The organism is Hahella sp. NBU794 (assembly GCF_050749805.1).
Lineage (GTDB): Bacteria > Pseudomonadota > Gammaproteobacteria > Pseudomonadales > Oleiphilaceae > Hahella.
In genome coordinates this window covers 288,976-303,282 of sequence record NZ_CP192738.1, presented here as the reverse complement: position 1 = coordinate 303,282, position 14,307 = coordinate 288,976, and the positions used below count along the sequence as shown (strand labels likewise).

At 57.2% G+C, this 14,307-nt stretch carries 11 protein-coding genes; 8 read left to right on the top strand and 3 right to left on the bottom strand.

Going from position 1 to position 14,307, the window contains the following annotated elements; translation table 11 throughout:
* Positions 1-119: 119 nt before the first annotated feature.
* The 4 genes from ACQYWX_RS01325 (at position 120) to gap (ending at position 5,300) form a co-directional block, all read left to right on the top strand.
* Positions 120-836, top strand: coding sequence for an FKBP-type peptidyl-prolyl cis-trans isomerase (locus ACQYWX_RS01325; RefSeq protein ID WP_127968006.1), 717 nt, complete (start codon positions 120-122; stop codon positions 834-836).
* Between the two features lie 229 nt (positions 837-1,065).
* Positions 1,066-1,833: a substrate-binding periplasmic protein gene (locus ACQYWX_RS01320; protein ID WP_431687625.1), complete on the top strand. Its 768-nt coding sequence runs from the start codon at positions 1,066-1,068 to the stop codon at positions 1,831-1,833.
* Positions 1,834-1,901: 68 nt separating this feature from the next.
* Entirely contained in the window at positions 1,902-4,127 is a 2,226-nt protein-coding gene (locus ACQYWX_RS01315) for an NHL repeat-containing protein (protein ID WP_431687624.1), read from the top strand.
* A 174-nt stretch (positions 4,128-4,301) separates the two neighbouring features.
* Positions 4,302-5,300, top strand: a complete 999-nt coding sequence (gene gap, locus ACQYWX_RS01310) for a type I glyceraldehyde-3-phosphate dehydrogenase (protein ID WP_431687623.1) — start codon at positions 4,302-4,304, stop codon at positions 5,298-5,300.
* Positions 5,301-5,329: 29 nt separating this feature from the next.
* Here gap and ACQYWX_RS01305 read toward each other — a convergent pair whose 3' ends face one another.
* Together ACQYWX_RS01305 and ACQYWX_RS01300 are read right to left on the bottom strand one after the other, a co-directional pair.
* Positions 5,330-6,619 carry a putative bifunctional diguanylate cyclase/phosphodiesterase gene (locus ACQYWX_RS01305; RefSeq protein ID WP_431687622.1) on the bottom strand — a complete coding sequence of 430 codons (1,290 nt, stop codon included), beginning with the start codon at positions 6,617-6,619 and terminating at the stop codon, positions 5,330-5,332.
* Positions 6,620-6,630: 11 nt separating this feature from the next.
* Positions 6,631-7,875, bottom strand: a complete 1,245-nt coding sequence (locus ACQYWX_RS01300) for an HD-GYP domain-containing protein (protein ID WP_431687621.1) — start codon at positions 7,873-7,875, stop codon at positions 6,631-6,633.
* Between the two features lie 577 nt (positions 7,876-8,452).
* On the opposite strand from ACQYWX_RS01300, the gene ACQYWX_RS01295 reads away from it, so the two are divergent.
* The 4 genes from ACQYWX_RS01295 to ACQYWX_RS01280 all read left to right on the top strand — a co-directional run bounded on the left by ACQYWX_RS01295 (position 8,453) and on the right by ACQYWX_RS01280 (position 13,419).
* The gene (locus ACQYWX_RS01295) at positions 8,453-9,289 is read left to right on the top strand and encodes an HAD-IIB family hydrolase (protein ID WP_431687620.1); all 837 of its coding nucleotides are present in this window, start codon (positions 8,453-8,455) and stop codon (positions 9,287-9,289) included.
* Between the two features lie 70 nt (positions 9,290-9,359).
* On the top strand, positions 9,360-10,586 hold the full coding sequence (locus ACQYWX_RS01290) for a glycosyl transferase (RefSeq protein ID WP_216735462.1): 1,227 nt from the start codon (positions 9,360-9,362) through the stop codon (positions 10,584-10,586).
* A gap of 115 nt (positions 10,587-10,701) precedes the next feature.
* Positions 10,702-12,444 carry a sugar phosphorylase gene (locus tag ACQYWX_RS01285; protein WP_431687619.1) on the top strand — a complete coding sequence of 581 codons (1,743 nt, stop codon included), beginning with the start codon at positions 10,702-10,704 and terminating at the stop codon, positions 12,442-12,444.
* A gap of 87 nt (positions 12,445-12,531) precedes the next feature.
* The gene (locus ACQYWX_RS01280; protein ID WP_279500279.1) at positions 12,532-13,419 is read left to right on the top strand and encodes a hypothetical protein; all 888 of its coding nucleotides are present in this window, start codon (positions 12,532-12,534) and stop codon (positions 13,417-13,419) included.
* 15 nt (positions 13,420-13,434) lie between these two features.
* Here ACQYWX_RS01280 and ACQYWX_RS01275 read toward each other — a convergent pair whose 3' ends face one another.
* The gene (locus ACQYWX_RS01275; RefSeq protein WP_431687618.1) at positions 13,435-14,211 is read right to left on the bottom strand and encodes a BPSS1780 family membrane protein; all 777 of its coding nucleotides are present in this window, start codon (positions 14,209-14,211) and stop codon (positions 13,435-13,437) included.
* Between the last annotated feature and the right edge of the window lie 96 nt (positions 14,212-14,307).

Sequence of the window (14,307 nt, the reverse complement as noted above, 5' to 3'; positions counted from 1 at the left end):
AACCAGGCCCGGGATACTGCCAGATCCCGGCGTTGACATCCCCTAGCGCAGGGCGCCAAAAAGCTGTACCTTAAAGCGCTTTATACTGCCAATCCATCTAATTTTTTTGAGGAATAATTATGAAAAAAGCGTTAGCCAGCATGAGCGGTCTGCTATGCGCTGTGGCGTTATCGTTGCCTGTCGCAGTCCACGCGGAAACGGAAAAGCTCACTAACGACGCGCAAAAAACCGGCTACAGCTTCGGTCAAATGTTCGGTCGTCGTCTGGCGGACTCCATGCCTGAGCTGGATATCGAGAGCTTCACCAAAGGCGTCGCCGACGCATACGCCGGCAAGCCTTCCATGATGACCGACGAAGAGATCTCTGCGCAGGTTCAGCAATATCAGCAGGCCATGCAGAAGAAGCAAATGGAGCAGTTCGAGAAAATGGCTGAGGAAAACGCTAAGAAAGGCGACACCTTCCTGGCCGATAACGCTAAGAAAGAAGGCATTGTCACCACTGACAGCGGCCTGCAGTACAAAGTGCTGAAAGCTGGCGAAGGCGACAGCCCCAAAGCGCAAGACACCGTTGAAGTGCATTACACCGGCAGCCTGATCAACGGCGAAGTATTCGACAGCTCCGTACAACGCGGCGAGCCTGTGTCCTTCCCGGTTAACGGCGTTATTCCCGGCTGGACTGAAGCGCTGCAGCTGATGAAGCCCGGCGCCAAGTGGCAGCTTTTCATCCCCGCCAAACTGGCTTACGGCCCTGGCGGCAACGGTCGCATCGGCCCGAACGAAACCTTGTTGTTCGAAGTTGAGCTGCTGTCAGTCAAAGCTGAAAAATCCGACGGCTAATCCGCCGCTATTGTTTGCCCGCAACAATGCTATGCTTTATAGCATTGTTCAGGCAGACCGTCAGAAGGGTCATACGCCCGCATCAGCCGCCGGAACTCGCATTCCGTTCGGCTGACACTATCGCATTGACGACTGCGAACAGGACTTTCGCTGCAGGATTCTCTCCTGTGTTTTGACGGATTAAACGCCGAGCGTCGGCTGAACGCTTATGCATTCAATGTGAGTCATCTTGAACACCTTTCACCGTCTGTTTACGTTGTTGCTTTCGGGAGCCTTGGCGTGGATCTCGTCGCCCGCTCTCGCTGATGTCGACATTCACGATCTGCTCGCGGAAGACAAAGAAGTCGTCGTCGGTTACATCGAATTCCCACCTGTTTTCTTCACCAATGACGAGGGAAAGCCGGAAGGCTATCTGATTGATCTCGCGCGCATGCTGTTGGAGAAAAAAAAGTATTCCTGGCGCGCCGTCTCCCGCCCCACCCGACGCATGGCGATTGAGCTGGCGGACGGCAAGATCGATCTCTGGATCGGGCTCGCCACCTTGCCGGAATTTACTGGCGCCACTCTGGTCGGCGACTCTATCGTCGCCCGGATCGAACTCAACGCCTATTGGCAAGGCGACAAGAAGATCATTAACCGCGTTGAAGATCTGGTGGGAGAAAGCGTGGTCCTGCTGCACGGATTCAGTTACGGCGGCGCCATCAGTTTTCTCCGCGATCCGGTCAACCGCATCCGTGACTGCTCTGCTTTCAACCATGCCCAGGCCATTGGCATGCTCAAAGTGAAACGTTGCGATTATCTACTAAACTATGATGGACCTATGCGGCTGGAGCTGAAGAAACAGCCGGTCCAGGACCTGCATCGCAAGCGTTTGTCCTCCCTGGACGCGCGTTTCGTCGTGAGCAAGAAGCGCGATCACGCCGCCATGTTGCTCAAAGATCTGGAAGACGCGCTGCATGAGCTGGTCGCAGAGGGAAAATGGTTTCTGCCGCCGTGATGTGATTTACAGATCAGGCCGCCAGGGCGGAAACCGACTGTATCGCTCAGTCAGAAAGGGAGCCCGTCATGCTGCTGAGTTATCGCTCTTCGCTTGGTCATACTGAAACCGCCGCAACCGCCGCCACGCCTTTTGCTCTCGCCACCCATCCTGAGTTCACCTTCAACTCGCCAGTCGGTCTGGCGGTGGATCGTCACCGACGCGTCTGGATCGCAGACACCGGCAACAATCGTCTGGTGATCATGAATCCTTACCTCAGCGAGGTGTTGGCGGTATTCGGAGGTCCAGGCAAGGAACCCGGCCGTTTCAACATGCCCTTCCGTCTGTGCCCGCATCCTACAAAGGCGCTCATGTATGTGTCGGATCTGGCCAATCGTCGCATCCAGGTCATCGCCTATCGCAAGGATCTGCAGCTGGAAGTGGTCAATGTATTTGGGGATAAGCAGAAAGAGCCCTTGGTGGGGCCGAATGGACTGACTTTTATAGATGGCCATCTCTGTGTAGCGGATGAGTTTTACGCCAACAGCGAGGGCGACAGCCGCATCGCCATTTTCACTGAAAGTGGCGAATTCAGCCACGACATCCAGCATATCGACTGCGGCGGAGAACAGTTCACGCTGCTGTGGCCGCAAGGCCTCAGCTCTGATGACGAGGGTCGCCTGTACATCGCCAACACCGGCCACGCCAACGTGCTCCGTTGCGATCTGCAGGGCAAAGGCGTTCCATTCGCCACCAGCGGGCGCAGCGAACTGACCGGTCTTGGCGTTGCCCGGGATGTGTCGGTGGCCCATGGCCGCCTGTATATTCCCGGCAGCGGCGAATATCAGATTGGCGTCTTTGATCGCGAAGGGCAGCCGCTGGACTCCATGCACGGCTTCTTCGCCCCTATCCAGGTCACCGCCGTCCCGGGCAAAACCAATCGGCTGCTGGTGTCCGATCCCATTCTGGCGACAGTCTACCTGCTTGATCCCAAGGATCTGATTCCCGGTCTGGATACCCCCACCTTCATCGCCCAGGCCGGCAACCCGCGCAGTAATCCGGGCCAGTTTTACTATGTGACCTCCGTGGCGATGGTGGACAAACCCCGGATAACCTCGCCACAAATTGACGCCTCTTCTCCGTTCTGGCCGGCGCAGATGTCAGCGCAATGGTGGTTCCATTACTGGGACGCCTGTCAGATGTGGTGGCGTTCCGCTCTCAATGTGCGGGAAGACCCGGATGTGGGCGTTTGGATGATGAACGCCGTGCCGCGCACGGTGCTGCATTCGGACCTCAATGAACAAGTGGAAATCCCCGAGCAGATCAGTTACGCCATGTTCGCCGGCATGCTGGGCGTAGATATTTACCAGCCGCCACAACCCCTGCCCGGGCAAATCGACGCAGACGCTCCCCTGCTGCTGCTCGGCAACTACTTGAGCGGCTTTATCTCCGTCCTGCAATACAACCCATTCATCAACGACCTGACGCTTTATACCTTCTTCGGCGGACCCGGCGACGATCCCTGGGAACTGTCAAAGCCAATGGGCATGGCGGTATCGCCGCAGGGAGACATTTATATTGCGGATTCCGGCAATCATCGGATTTCGCAATGGCGCATCGACAGTCACGGCATTGTCGGTCATGTGCGCACTTTCGGCCGCCTTGGCGCCGGACCAGGAGAATTTCATTCCCCCAGCGACGTGACCCTGGATGAACAAGGACGCGTCTACGTCAGCGACCAATTCAACAACCGCATTCAGATTTTCGAGGCGGACGGAACCTACGTTGGCGCTTTTGGTCAGGCCGGATACGGCGAGACCGGCGATCACTTTCTGTTGCCTACGGGCGTGCATTACGTCAATGGCCATCTGGTGGTAAACGATCTGGTCAACCGCGCCCTCAAGGTGTTTACCCCGGACGGCCAGTTTATCTGCAGCTATGCGGGCCTAGGGGCCGAACCCGGCACTGGACAGTTATGGATGCCTTTTCTTCTCCATGGCGCCGGCAATTTCATCGCCGTACCCGATTGCGCGTTGAATGTGGTGCACCTGTATGAACTGGACGACCGCAAACCCGCGCCCGCCCTCAATGGTGAGCGCCAGGTGCGACTGCGCCGTGCGCCAGCGCCGCATCTGCATGCCATGCACCCGGAAACCAAGGCGACCGCGGAGGAAATCAAAGAGCATTTGTTGGTGCTGGCCAGTCAGTCTGATGAGCAACAGCAGCCGGAGCTGAGGGAGACGCACCTGGACCGTCTGCAGGAGGCCCACGCGCGCCTGCGCGCGAAGCATCCGCCGCCAACCATGTTCCTTTAATGGCCTGAAATAACGAACTTTCGCGCAGGCTCTATACTTAAGTTTATGCAAATAAACTTGGTAGTCTGCCCTTGGCGTCATTTCGTAAACAGATCAAAGACTTAACCTAGTCACGCTGTTAACGGACAATGCCAGGGGCGGCCGCCGCAAAAAGGCCATGCGAAGGGGTTACATATGATACGGGTCGGCATCAACGGTTTCGGTCGCATTGGACGCAATGTACTACGCGCTATCTATGAGTCCGGATATCGGGACATGATCCAGGTGGTGGCGATCAACGATCTGGCGGACCGGGAGACCTGCGCCCACCTGCTGCGCTACGACTCCATTCATGGCAAATTCAATCAGGAAGTGCGGCTCAGTGGCGAACTGTTGCGCGTCGCCGGCGACGACATCGCCATGCTGCAACACGGCGACCCTCTGGAATTACCCTGGGCGGTGGCCAATGTGGATCTGGTGCTGGAATGCACCGGCAAATTCACCAAACGGGAAAAGGCCGAGGCCCATATCATGGCCGGCGCCTCGAAAGTGCTGATCTCGGCCCCTTCCGAAGACGCCGACGCCACAGTGGTGTACGGCGTCAACGAACATGTGCTTGAAGCCCGCCACGCCATCGTCTCCAACGCCTCCTGCACCACCAACTGCCTGGCGCCGGTGGCGATGGTGCTGCATGAAAACCTGGGCATCGAACAAGGCGTGCTTACAACGATTCACAGCTACACCAACGACCAGCATCTGCTGGACCTAGCGCATAAGAAAGACCTGTTCCGCGCCAGAGCCGCCGGGCTGTCCATGATCCCCACCCGCACCGGAGCCGCGCGCGCCATTGGCAAGGTGCTGCCGGGGCTGGAGGGGCGTTTGACCGGCATGGCGGTGCGGGTGCCCACCGCCAATGTGTCCCTGCTGGACTTGTCTTTAAAGGTGGCGCGACATGTCAGCGCCGAGGAGATCAACGCCATGATGCTGGCGGCCAGCCGGGAGACGCCGATCCTGGAGTACAACGACCTGCCGCTGGTCTCCATCGACTTCACTCATTCCACCGCCTCCGCCATCTTCGACGCCAACCATACCCAGTCCCATGAAGGCATGGTCAAGGTGCTGGCCTGGTATGACAACGAATGGGGTTTTTCTCATCGTATGCTGGACACTGCGCTGACAATGATGAGCGCCTGAAACGGACGAACGCGCAAGCGCTAAGCGTCTTAGCGGAAATACTGCGCCGGATCAAAGGCATGCATCCATTCGGTGAAGGCGTCGCGGGGAATGGGTTTGCAAAAATAATAGCCCTGCGCCTGCTCACAGCCCATCGCGGCCAGACGATGCAACGAGGCGGCGTCCTCCACGCCCTCCGCCACCACCTGCATGCCGAAGATGTGCGCCAGCCGGATCATCAGACCCACCATGTCGCCGTCCGCAGGATGGTCCAGCATACGAAAGACGAACGCCTTATCGATCTTTAATTGGTTGGCGGGCAGATCTTTGAAATATTCCAGCGATGAGTAACCGGTGCCGAAATCGTCAATCGCGACGGACACGCCCGTCACTCTCAGCGACTCCAGATTATCGATGCTGCGGTTGCGCTCCCATAACAGCACCGTTTCCGTCAGCTCCAGCACCAGATTTTCCGGCTCAGCGTCCCATATGCCGAGCGCTCCGAGCACCAGATTGCTCAGTTCAGGATTGGAGACAAACTCCGGCGAGATATTCACCGCCAGGGCAAAGTCAGGATAGCGGTCCAGCCAGTCGCGTCCCAGGCGCAAGGCGGTGTTGAGCACCCACTTCTGCAGCTCATAGGAAAGACCGGCGTTTTCGATATAGGGGATAAACAATTCCGGCGACACATATCCTCGGGTCGGACTGCGCCACCGCAATAACGCTTCAGCGCCGGCGACGGTCTGTGAAGGAATATGAATTTTGGGCTGGAAGTACAGCTCCAGTGAGTTCTGCTCAATCGCCTGAATGACTTCCTTTTCAATATTCCAGTCTCCCAGACGATGGCTTTCCGGCATGTCGCTGTAGTCCATATAGCGCACGCGCAGATACTTGGCCCCGGACAGTGCCTGCTCCGCGCAATTCAGCAAGGTCTCAGGCTTGGAGGTATGAGCGGGATAACTGGCGCCGCCACAGGTGAGATGTACGCTGAGACGATGACTATCGATATCCAAGGGCTGTTCCAGCATCTTTAGCATTTGCTGCGCCGCCAACTGCAATATCGCCGCGCTGACCGCCTGCACCGTGATAGCGAAGCGTCCATCGCCCACGCAAAAGACGGGACCTTTTCCTTCCCTGAGTTTATGCAGGCGCTCGCCGACGGCCTGAAACAGGTGATCGCCGACCGCGTCGCCATAGACTTCGTTGGTCCTCAGCAAACGCCGTAGGTCGAAAACAATAACGCCCAGCGCGCGCCCCTCCGGCAACACTGTCGCAGCGCGCCGCAGTTCCTGCAGAAACTCACTGCGCTGCGGCGTCGTCGTGTTGAGGGCGTCGCTCATGATGACTCCATCTAGATATAGAGCGTTTCAGGATCAATGTCATAAGAGCCCGGCTCCAGGCTGCGTTCGATATGCAGCGGCCGCCCTGCGCTGGTTTCCAGACAATCCAGCAAATCGAGCTCTTTGGGGACGTCGTAGAGGTTTTTCTCGCCATCCAGCAACATCAACAAACGGGGACGCAGACGTCTGGAGCGATATTCTCCGATGACGATGCCCACTTGTCCGTCGGTCAATTCGACCAGGGTGCCGGCAGGATAGATGCCCACCGCCTGGATAAACTCTTCTACAAGTTCCGCCTGAAATTCCACGTTGCGCCATTCATACAACTTGCGCACCGCTTCCGAGGGCGGCAGAGGATGAGCATAAGGACGTTGACTGGTGATGGCGTCATAGCAATCCGCCAGAGACGCGATGCGGGCGTAGATAGGAATCGCGTTCGCCGCCATGCTCCGAGGATAACCGGAACCATTGTGGCGCTCATGGTGGTTCTCCACCATGGCCAGTATCGTGCGGCTGACGCCCTCGATATTCTTCACGGTCTCCAAGCCGCGCGCCACATGGCTTTTCATCAGTTCGAACTCATGATCTTCAAGTCGGCGCGCCTGCATCAACAGCTCCGCTGGCAGTTGCAGCTTACCCACATCCAATAACAGCCCGCCAACCGCCAGTTCCTCCAGGTCTTTCTGTGACAGGCCCAACTGGCGCCCCATGATGACGCACCAGACGGAAACGCTCATGGAGTGTTTGTAGGCGTATGAGTCCTGATTCTTCATGCGGGCCATCAAGGCGCAGGCGTCCGGATTGCGGATAACGCTCTCCACCATAGGCGCCACCAGGGCCTGAAATTTCTTGAGCTGGAAGGAAGCGCCGCGACTCATTTCATCCATCAGATAGGCGACGTTGGCGCTGAAATCTTTGTAGAGCGCTTTGGCCACCGGCATCTCTTCTTCCAGCGGCGCGACATCCACATAATTGTGCAGCTTGACGCCAGGCAACAATTTGCGACGACGCTGCAGAGAGTCCTTGATGTTTACAGACAAAGGCGAGACGCCGCCCTTGGGTTTGCGCCCTTTAACCGTATCGATATAAACGTAATCGCAAAACTGTTGCAGTAATTCGATATCACGCCGGGTGCGCAGCAAAAAGCCTTGTAACGGAAACGGCGTATCCAGCCAGGGACGATCCAGCTGGCTGACGAACATACCCACCTCAAGCTTGCCGCAGGGAAGTTCGATCGTCTTAATTTCGTGTTTCATGCGTACCCGATTCAGTTAAGCGCAGATGGAGATTTTCGTCGTTTCCATCGACGCTGTTTCGGTTCGTGCGCCTTGGGCGCTTGCCGGCGGGATGTTTCGTGAGTTTCAGCTATGCGTTTACCGTTAACGATTTATGTAAGCTTTTCGTCGCGCGCGCCGCAGGCGCCTTTTCCATATGGCTGATTCGTTAATCCGTTTCTTATAGCTTAATTTATATATGGATGACATGCAGAAATTTGTAGCTGATTGTGTGTATTCCTCTCAGCGGCTGACTCACGCCAGCCCCCGCCATCCTGTTGCGCCGGTCCACCCGGAAGCGTAAAAGAAAATATAGAACAGGTATTCTTGCGTTATGCGCACCAAAATAAGGCGCCCTGGCGCTTTCGCCCCTTTGGCGCCCGCTTTTAGGGCGCATCCAACGCACTAACCGGGATTCTCCGCACCGTCATGCCATACCAGACCAGATCGAACAAGGAACGAAAGCGAGAAACATACATGCTGCCGGGAAGCTGGTATCGGATTTGCAGAAACACCGTCACAACGACATCAACCGGACGATAGTCCCAGTGGGAACGATATGAGCCAGCTAATTATCTACACCGACCTGGACGGCACCTTGCTCGATCACCACACCTACGCTGCGGATTCAGCATTACCCACGTTGGCCAAGTTAAAGCAATGGCGCATTCCCTGTGTCTGGAACACCAGTAAAACTTACGCCGAACTGCGCACATTGCGCCAAAGGCTGCATCATCAGGACCCGTTCATCGTTGAGAACGGCGCCGCAGTGTATCTGCCCAAGTCCCAGTTCCAGGAGCCCTTCTGCGGCGCGCATGTCAGCGAAGAGTTTTACGCCAAGAGCTTCGGTCCCAGCCGTCAGCATATTCTGGATGTTCTGCAGGAGTTTAAAGGCTCCTACGGATTCAAGAGCTTTTACGAAATGGACGCCGAAACGCTGGCGTCGCTCACTGGTTTATCCAAAGCCGATGCGGCCCTCGCCAAGCAACGCGAGTTCACGGAGCCGCTGGTCTGGGAGGACAGTCCGACGGCGTTGAAACAGTTTACCGCTGAACTCAATGACACTGGTTTGCAAATTTTACGCGGCGGCCGCTTCCTGCATGTGATGGGGCAGTTCAATAAAGCCACCGCCATGCAGTGGCTGACAGAGCTTTACGCCGAACGTTGCGGCGAAACGCCGGTCAGCATGGCCCTGGGCGACAGCCATAATGACATCGCCATGCTCAACGCCGCGGATATTGCGGTGGTAGTGCGTTCTCCCTCGCACCTGCCGCCCTCCCTGGAGCGCAAGGAGCGCATCCTGACCAAGAAGTTCGGTCCCGAAGGCTGGGCCGAAGCCGTAGAACAGGTGCTTGCGTCGCAACAGTCGCTGAACGCGCCATCCATGCGTTCGTAACCTGCGCCGGAATGCTGCGGCGTTCTGGCTTCATTCAGGGGACGCACGCAGACAATAAAGAGGATCAAGCATGGGCGATTTTTATCAAAACGGCATAGTAACCACCCTGCATAACCTGTCCCGTCGTCCACTGGAGGATATCGAACGGGAACTGGTCGCATTTTCTCAACACAGACCCCTGGCGCTGGTGCTTCCCTGCCTGTATTCAGAGCTGCAGGGCGAAGCCATGCCGCGTATCCTGGAACACTTATGCAAAGTGCCTTATCTGGAGGAAATTATCATTGGTCTGGACCGGGCGGATGAAGGGCAGTACCGGGAAGCTTTGCAATTCTTCTCCGCATTGCCGCAGCGCCATCGGGTGCTGTGGAACGACGGCCCGCGACTGCGCGCCATCGACGCGGAACTGAAGCAGGAATCGCTGTCGCCGCGGGAACCGGGCAAGGGGCGCAACGTCTGGTTCTGCCTCGGCTATGTGCTGGCCTCCGGGGCCTGCGAATCCGTCGCCCTGCATGACTGCGATATCGTCACCTATGACCGCGAGTTACTGGCGCGTCTGATTTATCCCGTGGCAAACCCCAACTTCAACTATGAATTCTGCAAAGGCTATTACGCCCGCGTGGCCAACGGCAAAATTAACGGCCGTGTGAGCCGTCTGCTGGTGACGCCGCTATTGCGGGCGCTAAAGAAAGTACTCGGCCACCTGGATTTCCTCGACTATCTGGACAGCTACCGCTATCCCCTGGCCGGCGAATTCTCATTCCGTAAAGACGTGATCAACGACATTCGCATCCCCAGCGACTGGGGCCTGGAGATCGGCGTCCTCAGCGAGATGAAGCGCAACTACTCCACCAACCGTTTGTGTCAGGTGGACATCGCCGACGTTTATGACCACAAGCACCAGGACCTGTCCGCAGACAACGACGACACCGGGCTGTCGAAAATGTCCATCGACATCACCAAAGCCCTGTTCCGCAAGCTGGCCACCCAGGGCATCGTCTTCAATCAGGAAACCTTCCGCACCATCAAGGCCTGCTATTTCCGCATTGCGCTGGATTTTGTCGAGACCTATCGCAACGACGCCGAAATCAATGGTCTGGCCCTCGACGTGCACCATGAAGAACAAGCCGTAGAGCTGTTCGCCAAGAATATCATGAAGGCGGGCGAGTACTTTCTGGAGCATCCGATGGAAGCGCCGTTCATCCCGTCATGGAACCGGGTCATCAGCGCCTTTCCCAGCGTGCTGACGCGCCTTTATGACGCCGTTGACGCCGACATGCGGGAGTTCGCCGTCCAGTAAAGTCCACTGGGGTTTCGGCGTCGCCAGGGAGACGCCCGAACCATCCAGTCACAGACTATGCTGTAGGTGACGCCTTGGGATAACCCTCTTTTCCGACCAGGAGAACTGCAAAATTATGGAGCACGCTTCGCTCACTCAATTGGAGCAGCGCCTGATGGAGCACATCAAAACGCTGTATCCGGACGTCAACGCGCTTAATTTCGTCAAAGAGTGTCTGGACACATTCGGACTGGAGCCCAACGCGCCGCCTCCTCAGCCTCACCGCAACCCCTGGTCTCAGGAAGACGCCGTACTGATCACTTACGGCGATACGCTGCGCGACGATAACCAGCCGCCTCTACAGACCCTGCATGAGTTTCTACGCCGCCAGCTGCGGCATTGCATCAGCATCGTGCATATTCTGCCGTTTTTTCCTTATAGCTCCGACGACGGATTCAGCGTGATGGATTACACCACCGTGAATCCCGCCCTCGGCGATTGGGAGGATATCGCCGCCTTCACCCGTGAGTTCAAGGTGATGGGAGATCTGGTCATCAACCATTGCTCCAGCCGTTCGCTCTGGTTCGAGAACTACAAAGCGGGACAGACGCCCGGCGCCGATTACTTTGTAGAGGCAGCCCCCGACACGGATTTAACTCAGGTGGTGCGGCCGCGCACCTCACCGCTGCTGCGGGAAGTCGCCACGGCTGACGGCGTCCGTCATGTCTGGTGCACCTTCAGCCATGACCAGATCGACCTGAACTTCCGCAGTCCACAGGTGTTACTGGAGTTTTTGCGCATACTGCGCCTGTATCTGGACAAAGGCGTGCGCTGGTTCCGGCTGGATGCGGTGGCGTTTCTCTGGAAAGTCCCCGGAACCTCCTGCATCAACCTGCCGGAGACGCATGAGATGATCCGGCTGTTGCGCCTGCTGATCGAGCATCGCGCTCATGACGCGGTCATCATTACCGAGACCAATATTCCCAACCACGAAAACCTGACCTATTTCGGCAACGCCAACGAAGCCCATCTGATCTACAACTTCTCCTTGCCGCCATTACTAATCAACAGTCTGGTCACCGGCAGTTGCGAGTACCTGAAGAAGTGGCTGATGAGCATGCCGCCGGCGCAACAGGGAACCACTTATCTGAACTTCATCGCCTCCCATGACGGCGTGGGGTTGCGCCCGACAGAGGGTTTGCTGAGCGAGTGGGAGCTGGATGCGCTGGTGTCCACCATGCAGAAGTTCGGCGGCAAGGCCAGCGCCCGCACCGGTCCCGATGGCCAGCCCAAGTTCTATGAGATCAACATCAGTCTATGGAACGCGCTCAGCGGCACCGTGCAGCATGGCCCCGACCATTTGGGCTTCGCCCGTTACCTCTGCGCCCACGCCATCATGCTGGCGCTGGAGGGCGTCCCCGCGTTTTATATTCACAGCCTGCTCGGAACGGAAAATGATCATGAGCGGGTGGAGCACACCGGTCAGTTCCGCTCCATCAATCGTCACATCTGGCGTCAGCAGGATCTGGAGCAGGCGCTGCAAGGGGATGGACATCATCCGAAAGTATTCGCCGCCATGCAGAAGCTGATCGCCACCCGCAAGCGCCAAAAAGCCTTCCATCCCAACGCCACGCAATACACTCTGCACACTGGAGATGCGCTATTCTCATTCTGGCGTCAAAGTCAGGACCGCATGCAAAGCATCTTCGCCATTCATAATGTTTCGGATCAGCCGCAGACCATTAATCTGGCGGAGCTGAATCTGATCTCCACCGATCAGTGGTTCGATTTGATTTCCGAGCAGGCGTTCGAGGATCGGGTGGGCCAGATTATCCTGCGTCCCTACCAGTACATCTGGCTGACCAACGTGAGGCTGTAGGGGAAAACAAAGCGGTATGCCGGTTTGCGGCGCGATAGGGTAAAATCGTGAGCGCATTAACCCATTACTTTGAGCAGCGCCCTCACCGTGTCAGACGCTTCCGCCACAGATCAGCTTGAGCAGGATATTGAACAAACGCTCCTGCGTCACTTCACTGAAGCCCATGCCCGCGTTCCCCAGGTGTACGCGGAGCATATGTCTTCCACCAAAGCCATTCTGCGGCGCCACTGGACACATCGCCGCGATATCCCGGCGGACCTGATGAGCCTGCCGCGAGGGCTGGTCCGCGTCGCCGGCAAGCTGATACGCCGCAAAAAAACAGCGGTACAGACGGAGTTATCAGGCAAGGAACAGGCGATGTTGCGCATCATCACAGAAGAACTGTTGCAGCTGCCCGCTTTGCAAAACCAGATTCAACGTCTGATGGAGCGCCATATTCCAGAACTGCAGGAATGCGGCGAGCTGATGCGTCAGCCGCATATGCAGGGCCATCAGCAGGAGATTCAGTCGTTTTTGAGTCAGCGTATGCAGTCCCTGAGCGGCCCCCGGGAAGGCGGACGCGATCTTCTGGTATTTCTGTTGATCGGCGCACTGGGCAAGAGTCTCGGCGGACAAGCCACCTTCGGCAGCGCCGTCGCCACCGGCAGCGCCATGGCGAGCAGCCTGTATCTGGCGCAGCAATCCTGGTGGGGGGCGCTCTGGGTGCAATGGGCCGGCGCGCCCGCCTGGGTGACCTGGAGTGGAGCCGCCGCTGGCGTAGTCGCCGCCATCGCTATCGCGCCTCTGTTGGCGCCGATATCGGAAATCGCAGTGAACCGTCTGCGCGGAGAACGCTATCTGCATCGACTGGTGGATCAGGTGCAGGAGAATGCCCTGGCCAGCAAAGCCGACGCCCTGGACGCCGCCGGCCTGTTGGCCAGCTACGCGCAACTGGCGCCCGACCTGCTGACGCTATTGCGCAGCATCAGACCCTAGGAATCCAAGTCCCGCTCACTGTTGCTCGGTGACCAGAAAAATATCCTTGTAGGCGGCGTAGATCGAGCCAATCAGCGTCGGTCCCAGCACCAGCATTCCCAGAAGAAGAGGAATCATTGCCGGAATCATGAGTATGAGAGAAATGATTCCATAAAGCAGAAACGGAATGATATTTACCAGACAGCCTTTGAAACTCATAGTGAACGCATCCCAGGGGCCCAGATCGTGAAATACGATCAGCGCCGGCGCGAACCAGGCGCCCATCATCAGCGGTATTAATAATCCCAGATAGATCAGAACCGCCAGCAGGAACTTGGCGTCAGGCGCGCCGCCGAACTGCGCCGCGTCCATGGAGTCCGCCACCGAGGAAAAAAACAATACGCCGCAGATGATCATAATCAATGCGGAGAATCCCAAAACGATGAGGCCGAACAGAATCAACGGCGTCGACTTTTCCTGCACGGCGGCGAACATATCGGCAAACTCAATGCGTCCCGAGGTCGCGCCTCTGCGACTGGCGATCATAAAACCCGCCATCAGCAAAGGCGCCAGAATATTCACCAGAACAATGGAGATCAAAGGCAAAATCCCCACCACAAACATGATCAGAACGTACACGATCATCATGCCCATCCAAGGCCCTGGACCGGCGCGAAATATTGCAAAGCCTTCCGCAATCCAGCTCCAGCCACAGCCAGCGGGCATGCTTTGCGGCGGACCCAGTACGCCGGGCGAATTGGATTCATCCATCACTTCTGAGGACGGCGATTGGTAAGGATTGGGGTCGGACACGGAACAGGCTCCTATTATTAATCAGGCAGGCAAATAGCTTCCTTCTATTTGTCTGCAACGACAGGGTCTGCATATGTCAGGCCCAGCCTCCCGCGG

What these genes read in the sequence shown, in the direction of transcription:
- ACQYWX_RS01300 (WP_431687621.1), bottom strand. Translation starts at nt 7,875, where the DNA reads ATGAAACACGAAATTAAGACGATCGAACTTCCCTGCGGCAAGCTTGAG.
- ACQYWX_RS01305 (WP_431687622.1), bottom strand. Translation starts at nt 6,619, where the DNA reads ATGAGCGACGCCCTCAACACGACGACGCCGCAGCGCAGTGAGTTTCTG.
- gap (WP_431687623.1), top strand. Translation starts at nt 4,302, where the DNA reads ATGATACGGGTCGGCATCAACGGTTTCGGTCGCATTGGACGCAATGTA.
- ACQYWX_RS01290 (WP_216735462.1), top strand. Translation starts at nt 9,360, where the DNA reads ATGGGCGATTTTTATCAAAACGGCATAGTAACCACCCTGCATAACCTG.
- ACQYWX_RS01285 (WP_431687619.1), top strand. Translation starts at nt 10,702, where the DNA reads ATGGAGCACGCTTCGCTCACTCAATTGGAGCAGCGCCTGATGGAGCAC.
- ACQYWX_RS01315 (WP_431687624.1), top strand. Translation starts at nt 1,902, where the DNA reads ATGCTGCTGAGTTATCGCTCTTCGCTTGGTCATACTGAAACCGCCGCA.
- ACQYWX_RS01295 (WP_431687620.1), top strand. Translation starts at nt 8,453, where the DNA reads ATGAGCCAGCTAATTATCTACACCGACCTGGACGGCACCTTGCTCGAT.
- ACQYWX_RS01325 (WP_127968006.1), top strand. Translation starts at nt 120, where the DNA reads ATGAAAAAAGCGTTAGCCAGCATGAGCGGTCTGCTATGCGCTGTGGCG.